Origin of the sequence: Deefgea rivuli DSM 18356, from assembly GCF_000620145.1 — a bacterium.
Taxonomy (GTDB): Bacteria; Pseudomonadota; Gammaproteobacteria; order Burkholderiales; family Chitinibacteraceae; genus Deefgea; species Deefgea rivuli.
The window spans coordinates 489228-504488 of sequence record NZ_JHVM01000003.1 but is presented as its reverse complement, the minus strand read 5'-3'; the positions used below and the strand labels follow the sequence as shown (position 1 = coordinate 504488).

Sequence of the window (15261 nt, the reverse complement as noted above, 5' to 3'; positions counted from 1 at the left end):
TTTTTATCAATTGAGTATTTTAGTTTGGCATTTTCAATGTCTCAATGTTTTATTTTATGATGAAGGTATCTTACCTCATCTGAACTTCAGTAAGCGCAGCGACAATTAGGTCTGGTAGCGTTTTCTTCGGGTTTTCAGCAGATTTTAATAAATGTGGATGCCACAGCCTGAAATCCTAGCAGATATTTTTTTTACTCACCTTCATTTTCCTTGATGCTAATTAATTGACTTTTAGATTAAACAAAATTGGGCTTTCTACTTGTTGTCTTTACGTTTTGAGATGTAGTCAGAAAGCTGACTTTCAAAAAAACCAGAGGCTCGCCCACCAGGAATTAATTTGATTGGTGGAGGCAAATGACCCTGTTCAACAATTTTGTACAGCGTTGAGCGAGATACGCCAAGACGTTCTGCAGCATCTGTAATGCGAATGATTTTTTCCATGTTTTTCTCTTTTCAACAGTTGAGTGGTGGAGGCAACTTTACGATAAAAATTTAAAAAAACAAAAGGCTCGGCTCATTTTTTTATGTTTTTTTAAAAATAATTGTATTTATTTTCTAAATAGGATTTCTCCGTGCGAGCGTGCGCGCCTGCATGCGGGTGCGCGCGTGTAGCACATGTTTTTTATTTTTCAAGGCGTGTTTGTCTACTCAATGCTTTAACTTAAAACAGAGTCAGTTTGATTTTTAGGCTCGATGTCGTTGAGCAGAGTCGTGCTGAAGACGGGTATAGATTCAATCGCTGATTTGTATAATGGTCGGCTGGCGTTTTTACTATTTTAAACGTCTGTTTATAAAGAGGCGTATGGACGTGTATGGCAGCGTAAAAGACGGCGGGCTCAATGTCGCTGGTGATGAGTTTAATGCTCTTTGTATAATTCATCGTGCGTTGTACTTGTATGTGCAAGACGAATTACTGGGTGTGTATTAGTACTTCGAAGCGTGCGATGGCTTTGAATATTAATATTACTCCGCAAAATCAAGTGACATTTACTTCTGGTAAAGGGCGTCTCCCAATATGCTCATGAGCAAACTCTAATCAGTTGAATGCTGATGTGTGACCTGAAGAAGTTGGGCTGGCCGAAGCCAATTTGATGATGCCAGTGTGTCGGGTAACAAATACTGACCACTAAAAAAAGGAAATTGCACATTGTCACGTAGCTCGGTCAAAGTGATTCCTGCTGCTTGCCAAGCCAATAAAACCAGCTCTGTGCAGTAAATTCCATTGGTTGTTTTATTTTCTGGATGAATACTAAACGGCATCCCAATCATGCGTCTGGCCGCCTGAACTGCTGCTTCAGCTTCTTTGTCATCTACACCATTAACACGCATCACTGCCGCATCAACAGCACGTTCATCAGCCAGAAAATACTGAAGTTGATCTTCTTTTACGACATCGGGCTTGCCGTATTCCTCAGCCGGAACGGCATGAATGACTGTTATGCCATTGGCTCCTGATGCGATTAAGCCCACATGACTCCATTTGCTGCCATCTTTGCTCATGACGACTGCGTCAGACTCAGTGCTTTTCCCGCGCCGAAACAGTAGTGCTCCATTGGGCAGTGAATTCAGGGAGATGGTTTGGTAAAGCGAAATCGGTGCAGTTTGCTGATGGCGGCGATCGCTCCATGTGGTGATCAACAAAAAGCTGATCCAACCCAGCAAAGCAATCGTGCCTAGCCTAATTAAGAAGCGCCTTATTTGATCTTCCATACGCCATTAATTTTTCTCAAAAGATGTTTTGTGGGGCCTTCTTCGTCACCGTCACCAAATTTAATAGTGACTTTGCAACTTTGCTCATTCTCATTGTCTTCATCTTGTATGCACTTGGTATTAATTTGAGAGAGTCCGCCTTTACTTTTAATGTCGGCGGCGCTTGAAAGTACAACCGATGCTATTTTCTCTTTTTCATTGGCTAAATTAGTTTTTGAGGGTACGAAAAGTTTAACCATGGCCTCGACGTCGCCCTGTTCAAGCGTGGTATAGAATTCTTTAATTGTGGACTCTGGGCTCTTCGGGCTCAGTGCAAAAAATAAGGTTTTGGCACTAAAACCGATTCCGCCAAGCAGTGCTACGAGCACAAGAGTGCCGATCACTTTTTTCTTAGTTGCAGGGTTTGCTGCATTCACGCTCGACATGGTTCTTTTGCCGATTTCATTCACAATAGCAGCACCTGTCGCAGTAACGGACGCAGCAGCTGCTACAGCTGAACTTGCTACATTAACCGCAGCATCGACTGCATACTTTGCATTTAATTCTGAGTTAGCGCCTGGTTCTGGTGCGGACTCTGGGGTTGCTATTGATGGGCTTGCAGTTGCTGAAACGCTAGGCGTTTGAGCTGGCAAAGCAATAGACGCGTGCACAACGGGCGTACCGCATTCCCCACAAAATCTAGCCTCTTCATCAATTTTGGTTCCACAGTTTGCACAATAAGCCATTTTATTTTCCTCTATGATTTGCGTGTATTAAATGAATTGTTGGTCATGCTAATTTCTTTAAACGCAGTAAAAATTAGCATTTCAGTTTCTGTTACCTGAAGTAAGTCGAACCTTGTGTTTGTCTTCTTGATTAAAACTGAATAGCAGGTTCAATTAGCGACGATGTTGATCTTGGATTGAAGGTTCATGCTTACATTCGGGGGCGGCAGAATTGTTGAAACACAATTTGACTTCACATGCCGCTCGATGAATGAAATCCAATCGAGCACACGCTGCGAACTTTTCAGCAAATCCAAATGTTTTAGGTGTCGGTAATTCAGTCGCCTGTATCTCACGCTCAGTGTTCAGAGTCGACTCGCGAGGCGGCGTCGCTGTGCGTGTCGGTTTGGGAGAACGGCTGGGTTTAGGCTTCACAGTTGTTTTTGTAATAATGACGGGTAGTGCCGTAGGGGTATCTGTGGCAATTGCAGTTGCTTCTGGAGTGGGCGTGACTTCTGGCGTTGGAATCGCAGTCTCAGCGGGTGTCGCAGTGGGAAGTGTTGTCGTTGAAGGGCTTGCAGTGTGTGCCGCAATAACGCCGCTGGCGGAATGACTGTCATGATCTGGCGTCAAAATCGCTGGATTACTAAGATATAACGCACCCGCGCTAGCGAAACCGATAAGTAAGACTACGCCGCAGACAATCTGTAGCCGATGGGATTTGTGCTTAGGTCGGTTCGCGATCGAAGCCTTAGGTAAACTTAACGGGGCAGGCGCATCTATAAGGTCTGTCGTGGCATCTGATTGTGTTGCGGCTGCGGCAGGAGGAGCGATATTCGGCGGAACAAGCGGCTCTTGGCTATGTTGAATTTGCGGTAAGCTGTCTTGCAGTTTTGAACTGATATCTGGTGTTGCCGACGCAATTGTAGAGGCTACATCTAAAGGTTGAATCAGAGCCGTCTTAGCGCCACAACCCCGACAAAACTTCACCTCGATGGGATTATGCTGGCCACAACTCAAGCATGCATGAGTAAGGCTGTTGCCGCAACCAGCGCAAAATTTGATGCCAGCTTTATTCTCTGTGTTGCAATTCAGACATTTCATCTTGATGAGCTTTATTAAAAATGTAAGTAGTGGAGCGTTCGAAAATAGTCAGTCATGACGACTGATCGTTTGATGCTTTTAAAGTGGAATGTTTTACTTAATCCCAAAATCAATCGCATGAGTAGACCGCATACTCATGCTGATTTTTAACAAGATGCTAAATTCAAAAATTAGCGCTATGTCGATCAATAATTGGTGCATCTTTCAAAGAGTAATCCGCATCTTTACCTGTGCTTTTAAAAGTCAGGCGCGTTTGATCTTTACTCAGTTGATGTTTGGTCGAATAACAGTGCGCTTTGGTCTCCATGCACGAAGCTGTATCTTCGTTGTTGCCCACCCACCTAGCGACGAGTTCTGGTTTTACTTTATCGCTCGCCCAGACTTGAAAAGCAGCCAGTTGCAAAGCGCCTTCGCGGGTATCTTGCGTAATCAGTAATAATCTATTGTTTGGAAGCTCGTACGCGGCATAAAGCGCGGCATTATTCATTTCAACCACTTTATGATAACGACCTTGGCCGTTCGGAAAAAAAATGGTGGTGCCGCCGTAGGGCGAAATCACCCAGCCAGTTGGTAATTTTTTAGTTAATGGTGATTTTGTAAAAACATCACGACTCATTGGGCGAGCTTCACCCTGAAAGCGCGATGTTATTTGCTGCGGAGTCAGGTCATTGGGCTTGTCGCCAGCGGCCCAAATCATGTTGCTGCTGGCTAAAAAGGTCGTTATGGCGCAAATTAATTGAGTGCGAAAATTCATGGCGTGTATTCCGGTTAATTGATGACAAAATCAATTGCAGCGTGGTATTTGTTAGTCCGTTTTTCGGCGCACGAGTTGATTGTGTACCGTCGGCTAAAGGGGAAATTTAGAAAAAAGCCTCGGCCACTTTTTGAGGTGACAGAGGCTTAATCCGTCTCGTTACACTTTTTTCACCAAATTATTCTGGCGAGCGGCCCGGGTTTTAAAGGTGAAATCGATGGAGAATGGCGTCACAGCAAAGCCATTACCCGAAAACGTACCCTGCGCGGTAACGCGATAGGTTTTACCTACTTCCAAAGCCTCTTCCGGCACAATTGAGGCGTTATTACCCGAAATCATCGAGTCTTTCGTTCTCGTGAGCAGACGACTGGCGAGTATTTGTGCTGCTTGGTTTTGCACTGAATAACTGGTTATGTCCAAAGTCGTTCCAGTTGGCGCACGCAGGCCAATTGGCGAACCCACGACCTTGCTGCCCACATCGAGCATCGGGTTCGGTGATTCAAGAGAGGGCTTGAAGGTTGCTGGAATTTCACTGCCTTGGCACGGGTAGCTGAGTACGGTGTTGCTGCCAGAAGCGGCACCATCCGTTGCTGTGCGAGTACCTGTATTGAAGGTGATCCGGTGAGCTATCGAGGAGCCTTGCCGTGTTATCTCTTTTGGAGCAGTTCCCTCAATATAGGAAGCTTCAACATAGGAGGCTCCGACTTCACGCATTGGCGCAATCAGGCTCAATTGGTGATACACCGTGTTCAATAAGTCTTCGGTCATCGCTTCGGCCGCATCCACTTTTGAATAAAACGTGTAACCGGTAGGGGCTATGCTGGTGGATAAATTTTCGTATACACGTGGGCCAGCCCAACCAATCAGTGTTGGATAGCCTGCCGTCTGAGCGCGATCTGATGGAGTGGCACCGGTAAAACCGGTAGACCCTGCCGCTTGATAGTGTCCGTAAGCGAATAAGGCTTCCGCGTAGCGCAGTTTGAAATAATTACCCGCACCATCTACGGCCACCTTAAGTACGGCATCATTCACTAATGCGTCGAACCCGCAAGATGTTCTGGCGGCATTGAGCATTTGAACACCAGCCGCTTCTGCTTGAATCAGTGTCTCGGGTTTTGGTGTTGGTGCGATATTGACGCCAACCGGAATGGGAGTCACGCCAGGTACGGCTGTTGCGGTAGGGTCCGCTGTTGGTTTAGCAGTTGTGACAGGGCTCTCTGGCGTTGAACTACCGCCCCCACCACATGCCGCTAATAACAAGTTACTCACAACAATAGCAATTAATCGTAATTTCATTTTTAGTCCTATGTGTTTGTTTAATTGAGTTTTTTGGTAAAATTCAGTGTTATTTGCGTGGCCGTGTTAGTTGCTGAAAATAATTTGATCAATCAATGCGTTCAGCTCTGGTTTTTTCTTGAAGTGATAATCCATAAAATCAAAATGAAATCTTTCGTTGTTGAACATGTTCGGTAGGGTAATTAGTATGAAAACCACTCCTAAAGCGACACCTACGGGAGGGATGAGGAGCGCGATTCCAATAATTGAAAATATTTGACATAGATTTAAGAGAATCTTGTTATCGCGAAGATGAAAGCTATGGCGCAGGGACGCCGTATCCTCGAATTTTGTGCTGCGTTGGGTTGTGTGATTGATGCCCCCAAGGTAGGCCCACGTTTGCTCTGGTCGCCCATATCTTGATCCCTTGATCACTTTTGCAAATATCACTGTGACTTCTTGGCCTTGGCGAAGAGGAAGATTGGTATGAGACAGGTACACCTCGTGCTCATATTCCTCGTCAACTTTGATCCAGAAGTGCGAATCTGTGCGCGTAGAGGAACGTTGCTGTATTTGGGGCGACAGTACCGCGCCAGAAATAGAGGAAAATTCGGTAGTGTCTTTGCCGTACTGATATTGATTCGTCATATTTATTCGAGTAATCCGTTTAATCCACGGAGGCAAAAATAGGGTAAGGCCTTACTTTAGTAGTTTGGTTGTTGTTTAACAATCGTCGGTTGTTATGTGTGTGAATTTATTCACAGATACTCTTGATATGAGTTCAAACGATAAAATCGCTTTCTCGGTACGCTTGAAGCAAGCGCTAGAACGTAGTTCCCGTACCGTCGAAACGGGGACGCAATTAGCGATTCAATTTAATCTGCGCTACCTAGGGGAGTCCATTAGCCAACAAACAGCCCATAAATGGCTTAATGCACAGTCAATTCCAACAGATGATAAAATTCGTGTGCTGGCGAACTGGCTAGACGTGCCATTTCAATGGTTAAGAAATGGTGATAGTGAGGAGCGTCTCATCAGGCTGGAGCCATTAAATAACCCCGTTATGCTGAGTGATGAAGAAATTCGGCACATCCAAAAACTTCGGGTGTTACCAGAGTATCAGAGGGTATTAATTGAGAAACTTCTGACTGAATTTGCACTTATGAAAACGGGAAACTCTGATCGTTAACCGTTAAATTTAGTGTTGATTGAATGTTGTTTGCTTAAGATGCAAGATTTGACCTGACTGAAATAACAAAGGCAGCATTGAGCTGCCTTTGTTATTTCAGTCAGATTAGTTTTGTGCACGCGGCCTTAAAATCCGCAGCAGTGTAGTAATTTACTCAATTTTTAGCCTTAAAACGTAACTAAGGCAAAAAACCCATTCTTGGAGCTGGGGTTGCAACTGGCGTATCCGGTACGATTGGCATGAGTTTTTGCGCTGGCGGTTGAGTGATTCGATTTTTAGCAAATGGCTGCTGGGCCAGTGTGATGCCTTGACTAAGCCGCTGGCGAATTTCACGTGCTGATTTGCATTCCGTCGGGAAAAATTGCTCGCACAATTCATCTGTGAGTTCAGAGCTGAACCAACTGCCTAAGTTGTTTTCTTCGATTAGCTTTCGATACACATTGCGTACTAGTTGGTTGCGCGCAGCACTGTCGTTCGGCACTACGAATTGCTGCAATATACAACGATCACGCAGCGGTAATGAAATCTGCTCAAGTTCATTGGCGGTGAGTAAATAGCTGGGGTAATCCATCCGCGTTGGTAGCCCAATATACTTATCTTCAAACCGACGCGCGTTTTCCGGCTCCAGCAGCATCAATAAAATATCGTTGAGCTTGCTGCCATTCGAGCTGCCAGATTTATCCACCTCATCGAACACAATGATTGGGTTTGCAATCGGGCAATCCGCCATTCGACGTAATAAATCACTGGGTGCGGCTTGTGACCAGTGCTTTGATGTCCCCAATAATTGCAGCGTATCAGCAGAGCCACTGAGCTGGAACTCAAAGCAGGGTAAGTCCAGTACTTGAGCGAGTTTGAAAGTAAACCAAGATTTACCCAAGCCTGGCGGGCTGACTAAAAGGAGTGGACTAAAATGCAGAGCTTGCTCGGTGACCACTTGCTGATGTACTTGAATCACCATTTGATTAAGTAAATCTGATAAATGTGGATTTTCAGCCGCGAATTGCTCAAGTGCATCCAAATCGGCCATTTTCGCCATACGTAGCGGTTTGGGCTGCAATAATTGTTCTAGCATTTTCTTCGTGCCGCCCCCCTCATTTTTCGATGACTTATCCATCTCCTGAATGCGTTTTACCAACGCGGTATATTCAATTAAATACACAGAGTTTTTTGTGCTAGCGGGGATGGGTGTCGCCAAGTTAGACGCTAATGACATCTTAGTGAGTAGAGCCATTTGCTGTTGCGACATTAAATTTAACAGTTGTTGGCTCATTGCATCTGGCTCCCATTAATATCTGTCAAATTGGTTAAAAATTGACTGTAACCAGCGCAAATCGCACACACCTTTTTATACAGTTGTTCTCGATTTTCAATAAAGTGGGGAGCGATTCTGTATTGGCTACTTGCTTGAAGGTTCTCGGCATTCTGCAAGTCATAAGTGTGGATGCCATTTGCTGGTTTTTGATTCTCTGCATTGCAGTGATAAGCAAGCATGCCAGTTTGTGCCGTGGCGCATAGTTGAGGAATCGTAAATTGCAACTGATAATCTCCACAATCTAGCGCTTGAATATCGAAATTAGCTTGCACATGGGGGGATGGTTTATGGCTCAGGATTTCAAGTTTGCCTTGATGAACGTCTTGACTAATCTGTAGCAGACCGAATCCGCCTGCACGCCAAGCCTTATGAAATGCATCGCATATTTCATACAAATCAATTTTGAATGCTTGGTCTTCCTGCTCGTAAGCGCCTTCTACAAGTAGTAAATTTGATAACTTTGGAGGTAACTCTTTCGTTTCATAAAGGTACTCAGACGCGCTGAGTAACGTGAGCTCCCGCTCGTTAAATGGCAAGGACAGTAGTTCTTCGCGTTGCGCGAACGAAAAATCCTGCATGAATGCGCCGCCGCCCACCAAAATGTTCTAGTCATATGTGAGCTGCAAATGTGGCATAAAGCCATCTTTTAAAACAATGTCGCTAACTCCCGCTCTTTTAATGCGCTGATTTGGCGCGCACCACAGCACAATCGCTGGATGGTAGCGATCAATAAATTTGTTGAGTTCTTTGCTCTGCGTCGAAACGATAAGTGGAATTTTCTGACTCGTTAGAGACTGTGGCCAACTGGCATGGTTTGAATTAATGAGTTCTAGTTCCCTAGCAATCATCTGTAATGTTTCTTGTAAAATTTGAATCAGTCCTGTGGTTAATTCAGTGTTGAAATTGACCACACGTGTCCGTTCAAAATTGGAATGGAACGGGCCCGCTAGCTTGAGTACGGTTGCAAAAAACTGACTGAGTTCACGTTGTTGTTTTGATTCCAGTTCGCGTTGAGCGAATTCGGCAGGCTCTAGTACTAATTCCGCTTCGGCATCTTCTTTGGAGACTTGAACCATTGCAGGTTGAGCTGTGCTTCTTTCGCAGCCAAACCAGTCAGTATCAAACAATATATCGTTGTCATGTTCCTGAGATTTGAAGGTCGAATCATATTCTGAAGTTATATTTTCAGAAATTTGAGCAAAGATAAGTGATGGTATGCGAAGTACTGACGAAGCAAAATTGACTGAATTCATGACTGTACTCCGATCGTTTGTTGAAGTGGACGGCGCTTGTTCTATTGATGTCACAGGCGCTGAATGCACCTGTATGGTGAAGAGTTTTGTTGTGCTGGCGAACAACTCGCTCGCTGCTGGAGGAAAAAACAGATGCCTCGCGTCACGGATCAGGTAGTCAGGCTTTAACTGAAAGTTGAAAGGAGCGTTCACAAATGAATTGAAGTTACGCATCATTGTGCTCCTGCGTAGATTTGACTTGTGCTACAAAGTAAAGCTGCGTGGTAGTATGTCTTTGCATTGTTTTCTCTCCTGAGATTCATGCACTGGGTGGGTTACTGCTCAAATTAAGCCTTGGGGTGTTCCAGCACCTTGGGGCTTTCCTTTTACTAAGATGCTACATTATAAACATGGCAAGTTGCCATGCTTATAATGAACTAGCATTTTGTCTTAGTCAATGTTAAATATGGCTACTTGCCATTTTCTTGTTGTGTTTATGGCTACTTGCCATGTGTCTGGATTAATTATGAAAAATAACGCACCTAGCCAGAGCGCAGACAAATACATTCTTCGTTATCCTGATGGAATGAGAGAACAAATTGCTGCCGCAGCAAAAGCCAATAACAGAAGCATGAATGCAGAAATTGTTGCAAGATTGCAATCCAGTTTTGAGCAGGAGGATGCCAAGGCCAATCACGCAGCAGGAGAAACCGTTGGCCTTAGCGATCAGATCAGATTGATCGTGCGAGAAGAGCTTCAAACGTTCGTTGTTCAGTTGAAGCAGGTAGGCTAGGTGACAGGCCGTTTCCTTGCTTAGAGTGGGAAATGACACGCCAATTGTGTTATGAAGCTCCGGTGCGTAGAGCGTCATACCCCAGAAGATCATGTGATGCGGCCCACGGGCATGAGCGTGCCGGAGTACCTACACAGCCTAGACGTGAGCAAGTTAAAGGCTGATCACGAGGCGCTTGTCGCTGAACTGAATGGGCGTGCCAAAGATCATTTTGCCTTGTTGTTAGAACAGGTTCTGCAAACCCAGAGGCTTTTACTCAAAACGAATGTGGAAGGTAGCCACTAAGGTCATCAACTTGCGAACGGAGGCTTATCATGATGCTTCCTTTGCCTCCAATGACTGCCATACCCGTGTTTTATTCGGAAAATATGATTGGCAATGTGGGCAGTTTTTCACCTAGCGCAGCGAAGCCGAGGGAAGTTTTAGCTTCTTGGCAAGCCTTGGATATTTCAATTTCCGTCCATGTTATCGAGCCTGCCAGTATTGAATTATTGAAACTAGCGCATGATCCAGACTATGTGGACGGTATTTTTGCAGGCACGCGGGCGAATGGTTTTCGGGCAAAAGATCCCGTACTTGCGGAAAGCTGTCGCTATACGGTTGGCGCAATGCTGGCGGCGGCCCATGATGCTCTGAAAAACCAGCAAGTTGCTATTGCTCCAGTATCTGGATTCCATCATGCAGGCTATGGCGAAGCATTTGGCTATTGCACGTTTAATGGTTTGTTAGTAACCGCCATCGCACTCAAGCAGGCTGGTTTGGTTTATAAAGTAGGTATTCTGGACTGCGATGTGCATTATGGTGATGGTAGTCAGGCCATCATTGATCGCCTTCAGCTTGAGGGCTGGATTGAGCACATCAGCATGGGGGCACGATGGAGTACTATGCCTGAGTTTGCCGAAGGCTTTCTAGCCGATTTGCCCAAGGTAATGAACAGCTTTGCCGACTGCACTCTACTGCTGTATCAGGCTGGAGCAGACCCACACATCAATGATCCACTAGGCGGCTTTTTAACGAGTGAGCAAATGCAAAGACGAGATCGTATTGTATTTGAATACTGTCGGCGCTTTCAGCTGCCGGTGGCATGGAATCTCGCAGGAGGTTATCAAAGAGACGAGTTGGGTTCCATTAGACCAGTACTTGATCTGCACGATCAAACTTTACGCGAATGTGCAGTAGCGTACGATTTACAGCAACCACCACTGTAAGCGCGTTTCGGGCGCGCAGCCTATTTTGCTAGCAATTCAAACGAGTATTGCGCACTCGATGGGTCTTCGGCACGGTGCTCACATGCGAATAGTGCATTCGCGGACTTCAAGTGAAAACTGATTAGATTTCTTCATGGCGCCATTCTCTCAAGAATTGGCGTCTCCGTGAAACCCTGTGTGATTCAGATGACAAACTTGAGTATTTTGGTGAAAAACAATCGACTTGACAGTTCAGTGGAAAAATTTTAACGCTAAGTAGGGCCGAGTGTAACTTAGATAGTTGGTAATGATGAAGGAGCCAATTCAGTCGGTATTGAACATAAGTCTGTCGCTGTTCGAGCGCCGATTAAATGTGGTATCCAGTAATGATGCTGCTCCATTAAGCATGCAAGGTCACAAGACAGCATGGAGACCGCGTACTTTTCTGCTAATTCGGGTTTGTCTTCATATTTTGGTTTTACCTTTCCACTGCTATTTGTTATTTTTGGCCGGTTTGCAATGCAACAATCAAAATTCAAAACCATATCCTGCACTTCATCACGGGAATAGCCATGGTTTTCCGCAATGTCAGCAAATGCGTCAGTTAAAGACTTTCTGCATAACAGGTCGCCAAACTTTTTTACACCAATAAAAAAGAACAAATAAAGTTCTCTGGTGAAATGTACCTTTGGACTTATAAAGTGCCTTCTAGCATTAAGTAAAAAGCTTTTTATGTCATGCCGATCTAACCCTTTATTGTTGCTGATGTTTTCTTTAATTTTACTGGATATTTTTTGTAAAAAATCACAGCTAATTTCCTTGGATCCATGTTTTTTGCTGGTCAATTGTTTTCGATTTTTTGAATAAATTAAGAATCCAACTTCTTGGCGAGCAAATCGGTCAACGCTAATTGCTTCAAGAATTATTTCCAATAGGGCTATTGCTGCTAGCGTTGAGCTGCCAATGAAATTCTCTAAAATCGGTACAATATTTATTGCTACATATACTTCCTTATTGATACGGCCACTAATTAGCAGCAAAGGTAGCTTCTCTAGCACTGCGAAAGCATGGTCGTTTAGGCGAAAACAAAGCCATTTCGAGCTGTTAAATTGAAGATGAAATTCAATCGATCTATTGACAAGTCTTGATTTCCGTAAAAAATTCTCAATTTTGCCGATGGTTAAATCTTCAGAATCAAATTTAAGTAGATCTGGATTGCTGCCAAGTCGATACAGGAGTGAAATATCTTTGTTATTTTTTAGATTCCTGTAAATTTGCTCAGCTATTTTTCGATCGCTTCGGATTGTTTCTGATTGGTCAGATCGGTCAGATCGGTCAGATTCACTGTCGTGTTCCCATCGCATAGGGGAATTTTGAAGTCGATGATACTTTGCAGGATTAGGCAAAATACGATTGGACGCAGATCTTCGGTCGAGAAAATGTGGGCGTTCTTGCAATCGTGATGACAAACTGATGTCTTTTCTGATCCCAAAATGTGAAGCGTGTGGCTGGAATTTTCTGGTTTCGAATTCATAATTTAGTTCCTCGTATGGGCCAAATTTCTTAATTAAATTATTAAGATGAAATGTTTTTGGTAATTCTTTCTCGTAGAAGTAAACACTATTAAAGTAATAGAGCAACCTGTTCTGAGAGCAAAATGAAACTCTAGGGCCAATTCTAAGGAGATGTAAATGAAAGTCTTGCCAACATTTTGCTTTTCCCAAAGCTAATCTAAGAATTTCGTTTAGAAATTTAGGACTTTTGACGATTTGTGCTGATTTTTTATCGTATTGAATTTCAAGCATCTGTAGTGCGGTTCTGCTTTTGGCTTCAGATGTCCAGCCAAAATCAGCTGAAATTTGATCCATAATCCGTCGAAATCCTTTCTTGGTGAAGCCATTGTTAATCCTTACCACTTTTCCTGAATCTGGATCAACTCGAGATATTGCAAGATGCAGGTGCAAGTTTGCCGTATCCAAATGGGGGCAATAAACCACACGGTGCTTATGAATTTCAAGCTTCGTTAGAATTTTCATAATCACCATTTCAATTTCAAGTTTGCTGGCATATTCGCAAGGGCTAAAGCTAATTGCGATATGAAGTAGCGGCCTTGAATTAGCTCTGGTCCTTTTAATTTCTCGACAAAACTCATCGATCTCGTACTGTATATTGCTAGTTACCCCGTTTAGGAATCGTAATTTGCAAATGCCATGGGGTAAACTTAGGTCAGCATTTTTGGCCAAGTAATGAATAAGGTCACGTGGGGATTTTAAGCGTAGCTTAGGGACATGAATAATTGTGATATTCATTTTTTTACCCTAATTTAAGTTGTTGAATCTCTTTGTTCTTTTCTTCAATTATGCCTCTTAATTGTTGTATTTCATTTTCGAAGATTTCTGCCTGTTCTTGCAGGTAGCAGATGATGTTTTCTGAATCACTGATTATTTCGCGAACCAAGCCAGATATTGGTACCTTTCTTTTTTTTGCCAGCATTATTAAAGTGGTGTGCATTTCTTTTTGAAGCCGAAATGTGATCTTCTTGCTCATTTTGATTCTCCGCATAAAGGATCTGTCTGTGATGTATTTGTAGTTTTATTCTTGTCAATTTTTATCTTTGCAAGGTATTCTTCAATCTGATCCTCAAAGAAACCTGATGCGCGCCCATTCGGAGTCACTTTTATAAGTGGTGGGAAATCATGCGCTTTCTGCAGGCGGTAAAGTGTCGAATTTGATACCCCAAAAATCTTAGCGGCTTCCGCGAATCTAATGATTCTACTCATGTTGTATTTCTCCCGTTGTTTGTTAACTATTACAAACATAATTTAATTTTCATTGAAATTCAAGGGCTCGCAATTTAAAAATTATTATTTTCTGTTTCTAGCATTTGTTTATTTTTTACTTAACTTCTATTTTTACTTTAAATAAAAAAAATATTTATTTATTTTTTGCATAGATATGTGGGTCATCTCTATTGGTTATTCATCGTTAGATGTGGATTTTTTGATATAAATTCAGTACGTATCGTCGCCAAAGCCTTTAAGTACTAGGCTTTCGGGTTAATACTGTGCATTGTTGTAGAATAACGTCACCATTATTGACGTCAGCCACGTATTTAAAGCGGGTAACAACCAGAATCAGCTCGTCAAAACAGGTGGCGTTATGGGGGGGGGGGGGAGACGCTCCGGTTCGCGGTACACATCAAGGGAGCGTGATTTCGCTATTTCAGGCAAATATCTACCAGCCCTGCGCACTGGTTCTAATGAACTCATCAATGGCGTAAACGAACGCTGGGGCAGTCTTATCTTTGTCCGGCATTCCGCTGGCAGTGTGATGGGGTGTTAGCATGGATGCGAAGCCAAGCGACTCCTGGCTGCTCTGTCGAATGAAAACTAGCGCACAAGCTGATTATGGGGCGTCCGACAAACTGTCATCTTGAGGGGGAGTGTTTTTGATATTCATCTAATACTCATAAGACTAGCCGTAACTTTATGTTGGCGTTAACCCATGCTCAATTAAATGTTTCTGAGGCTAGCTCGGAAGCTGAAAGCAACTTGACCAAGGTTTCTAGTTCAAACAGAGTTGCCTCTGCTTTATTTCAATTTTATCTGTTGTATTTTTCTGACTTTGCTTCTTGTTTTACGTTGGCGATTGTGAACAAGTTTGTCATTTGAGGTGTGTATTTGTTGTTTTGTGGTTGTTGAGCAAGCGCGACGTCTCTATTGTTTTGGCTATATTGCACTTAGAAATGTTTATTTTAGGTGGGGGCAATGCTGAAGTATTTTATGAAAGTGGTACTATAGCTGGCACTATATACAGACTTAGCTCGATGAGTTTGAAATCATCTTTGAGCTAAGCTGTTGATTTTATTGGTGCGCCCGACAGGAATCGAACCTGTGACCCTCAGTTTCGGAAACTGATACTCTATCCAACTGAGCTACGGGCGCATTACGAGTAGGGGTGCGATGATAACGGCTTATGATGCTTTCGTCTAGTTGGTT

16 protein-coding genes and 1 tRNA gene are annotated in these 15261 nt (G+C 43.6%); 3 read left to right on the top strand and 14 right to left on the bottom strand.

What is annotated here, in order from left to right; genetic code table 11:
- Positions 1-255: 255 nt before the first annotated feature.
- The 7 genes from Q320_RS0102300 to Q320_RS0102265 form a co-directional block, all read right to left on the bottom strand.
- A complete protein-coding gene (locus Q320_RS0102300; protein WP_027467669.1) occupies positions 256-441 on the bottom strand; it encodes a helix-turn-helix transcriptional regulator in 186 nt (61 codons plus the stop codon).
- Between the two features lie 591 nt (positions 442-1032).
- The gene (locus tag Q320_RS0102290; protein ID WP_027467668.1) at positions 1033-1710 is read right to left on the bottom strand and encodes a YiiX/YebB-like N1pC/P60 family cysteine hydrolase; all 678 of its coding nucleotides are present in this window, start codon (positions 1708-1710) and stop codon (positions 1033-1035) included.
- Positions 1695-2435: a zinc ribbon domain-containing protein gene (locus tag Q320_RS0102285; RefSeq protein WP_027467667.1), complete on the bottom strand. Its 741-nt coding sequence runs from the start codon at positions 2433-2435 to the stop codon at positions 1695-1697. Before Q320_RS0102285 ends, Q320_RS0102290 begins: the two co-directional genes overlap by 16 nt.
- 153 nt (positions 2436-2588) lie before the next feature.
- Positions 2589-3518, bottom strand: coding sequence for a double zinc ribbon domain-containing protein (locus Q320_RS0102280; protein ID WP_027467666.1), 930 nt, complete (start codon positions 3516-3518; stop codon positions 2589-2591).
- Positions 3519-3681: 163 nt separating this feature from the next.
- The gene (locus Q320_RS0102275; protein ID WP_027467665.1) at positions 3682-4272 is read right to left on the bottom strand and encodes a hypothetical protein; all 591 of its coding nucleotides are present in this window, start codon (positions 4270-4272) and stop codon (positions 3682-3684) included.
- Positions 4273-4431: 159 nt separating this feature from the next.
- On the bottom strand, positions 4432-5568 hold the full coding sequence (locus Q320_RS0102270; RefSeq protein WP_027467664.1) for a CAP domain-containing protein: 1137 nt from the start codon (positions 5566-5568) through the stop codon (positions 4432-4434).
- Between the two features lie 66 nt (positions 5569-5634).
- Positions 5635-6195, bottom strand: coding sequence for a hypothetical protein (locus Q320_RS0102265; RefSeq protein WP_027467663.1), 561 nt, complete (start codon positions 6193-6195; stop codon positions 5635-5637).
- Positions 6196-6322: 127 nt separating this feature from the next.
- On the opposite strand from Q320_RS0102265, the gene Q320_RS0102260 reads away from it, so the two are divergent.
- Positions 6323-6736, top strand: a complete 414-nt coding sequence (locus Q320_RS0102260) for a transcriptional regulator (RefSeq protein ID WP_027467662.1) — start codon at positions 6323-6325, stop codon at positions 6734-6736.
- A gap of 178 nt (positions 6737-6914) precedes the next feature.
- Here the strand turns inward: Q320_RS0102260 and Q320_RS0102255 are convergent, their stop codons facing one another.
- Genes Q320_RS0102255 through Q320_RS21440 form a run of 3 tightly spaced genes read right to left on the bottom strand, consistent with a single transcriptional unit; the run spans position 6915 to position 9520 of the window.
- The gene (locus Q320_RS0102255) at positions 6915-8009 is read right to left on the bottom strand and encodes an AAA family ATPase (RefSeq protein WP_027467661.1); all 1095 of its coding nucleotides are present in this window, start codon (positions 8007-8009) and stop codon (positions 6915-6917) included.
- Entirely contained in the window at positions 8006-8629 is a 624-nt protein-coding gene (locus Q320_RS0102250) for a hypothetical protein (protein WP_156938951.1), read from the bottom strand. Before Q320_RS0102250 ends, Q320_RS0102255 begins: the two co-directional genes overlap by 4 nt.
- A 27-nt stretch (positions 8630-8656) precedes the next feature.
- Positions 8657-9520: a DALR anticodon-binding domain-containing protein gene (locus Q320_RS21440; RefSeq protein ID WP_156938950.1), complete on the bottom strand. Its 864-nt coding sequence runs from the start codon at positions 9518-9520 to the stop codon at positions 8657-8659.
- Positions 9521-9809: 289 nt separating this feature from the next.
- On the opposite strand from Q320_RS21440, the gene Q320_RS0102240 reads away from it, so the two are divergent.
- Complete coding sequence (locus tag Q320_RS0102240; protein WP_027467658.1) at positions 9810-10076, top strand: Arc family DNA-binding protein; 267 nt, start codon at positions 9810-9812, stop codon at positions 10074-10076.
- Positions 10077-10390: 314 nt separating this feature from the next.
- Positions 10391-11284 carry an arginase family protein gene (locus Q320_RS0102230; RefSeq protein WP_027467656.1) on the top strand — a complete coding sequence of 298 codons (894 nt, stop codon included), beginning with the start codon at positions 10391-10393 and terminating at the stop codon, positions 11282-11284.
- A gap of 272 nt (positions 11285-11556) precedes the next feature.
- On the opposite strand, the gene Q320_RS0102225 is transcribed toward Q320_RS0102230, so the two are convergent.
- The 4 genes from Q320_RS0102225 to Q320_RS0102210 all read right to left on the bottom strand — a co-directional run bounded on the left by Q320_RS0102225 (position 11557) and on the right by Q320_RS0102210 (position 15207).
- Positions 11557-13572 carry a relaxase/mobilization nuclease domain-containing protein gene (locus Q320_RS0102225; protein WP_027467655.1) on the bottom strand — a complete coding sequence of 672 codons (2016 nt, stop codon included), beginning with the start codon at positions 13570-13572 and terminating at the stop codon, positions 11557-11559.
- 4 nt (positions 13573-13576) lie between these two features.
- A complete protein-coding gene (locus tag Q320_RS0102220; RefSeq protein WP_027467654.1) occupies positions 13577-13810 on the bottom strand; it encodes a hypothetical protein in 234 nt (77 codons plus the stop codon).
- Complete coding sequence (locus Q320_RS18095; protein WP_169734423.1) at positions 13807-14043, bottom strand: helix-turn-helix transcriptional regulator; 237 nt, start codon at positions 14041-14043, stop codon at positions 13807-13809. Before Q320_RS18095 ends, Q320_RS0102220 begins: the two co-directional genes overlap by 4 nt.
- 1087 nt (positions 14044-15130) lie before the next feature.
- A tRNA-Arg gene (locus tag Q320_RS0102210) sits at positions 15131-15207 on the bottom strand.
- Positions 15208-15261 lie beyond the last annotated feature (54 nt).

Bases quoted from the DNA above. Each gene is read 5' to 3' on its own strand.
- Q320_RS0102300 (WP_027467669.1), bottom strand. From the start codon at position 441: ATGGAAAAAATCATTCGCATTACAGATGCTGCAGAACGTCTTGGCGTA.
- Q320_RS0102225 (WP_027467655.1), bottom strand. From the start codon at position 13,572: ATGAATATCACAATTATTCATGTCCCTAAGCTACGCTTAAAATCCCCA.
- Q320_RS0102275 (WP_027467665.1), bottom strand. From the start codon at position 4,272: ATGAATTTTCGCACTCAATTAATTTGCGCCATAACGACCTTTTTAGCC.
- Q320_RS0102270 (WP_027467664.1), bottom strand. From the start codon at position 5,568: ATGAAATTACGATTAATTGCTATTGTTGTGAGTAACTTGTTATTAGCG.
- Q320_RS0102255 (WP_027467661.1), bottom strand. From the start codon at position 8,009: ATGAGCCAACAACTGTTAAATTTAATGTCGCAACAGCAAATGGCTCTA.
- Q320_RS0102280 (WP_027467666.1), bottom strand. From the start codon at position 3,518: ATGAAATGTCTGAATTGCAACACAGAGAATAAAGCTGGCATCAAATTT.
- Q320_RS0102265 (WP_027467663.1), bottom strand. From the start codon at position 6,195: ATGACGAATCAATATCAGTACGGCAAAGACACTACCGAATTTTCCTCT.
- Q320_RS0102230 (WP_027467656.1), top strand. From the start codon at position 10,391: ATGATGCTTCCTTTGCCTCCAATGACTGCCATACCCGTGTTTTATTCG.
- Q320_RS0102240 (WP_027467658.1), top strand. From the start codon at position 9,810: ATGAAAAATAACGCACCTAGCCAGAGCGCAGACAAATACATTCTTCGT.
- Q320_RS21440 (WP_156938950.1), bottom strand. From the start codon at position 9,520: ATGATGCGTAACTTCAATTCATTTGTGAACGCTCCTTTCAACTTTCAG.
- Q320_RS0102290 (WP_027467668.1), bottom strand. From the start codon at position 1,710: ATGGAAGATCAAATAAGGCGCTTCTTAATTAGGCTAGGCACGATTGCT.
- Q320_RS18095 (WP_169734423.1), bottom strand. From the start codon at position 14,043: ATGAGTAGAATCATTAGATTCGCGGAAGCCGCTAAGATTTTTGGGGTA.
- Q320_RS0102260 (WP_027467662.1), top strand. From the start codon at position 6,323: ATGAGTTCAAACGATAAAATCGCTTTCTCGGTACGCTTGAAGCAAGCG.
- Q320_RS0102285 (WP_027467667.1), bottom strand. From the start codon at position 2,435: ATGGCTTATTGTGCAAACTGTGGAACCAAAATTGATGAAGAGGCTAGA.
- Q320_RS0102250 (WP_156938951.1), bottom strand. From the start codon at position 8,629: ATGCAGGATTTTTCGTTCGCGCAACGCGAAGAACTACTGTCCTTGCCA.
- Q320_RS0102220 (WP_027467654.1), bottom strand. From the start codon at position 13,810: ATGAGCAAGAAGATCACATTTCGGCTTCAAAAAGAAATGCACACCACT.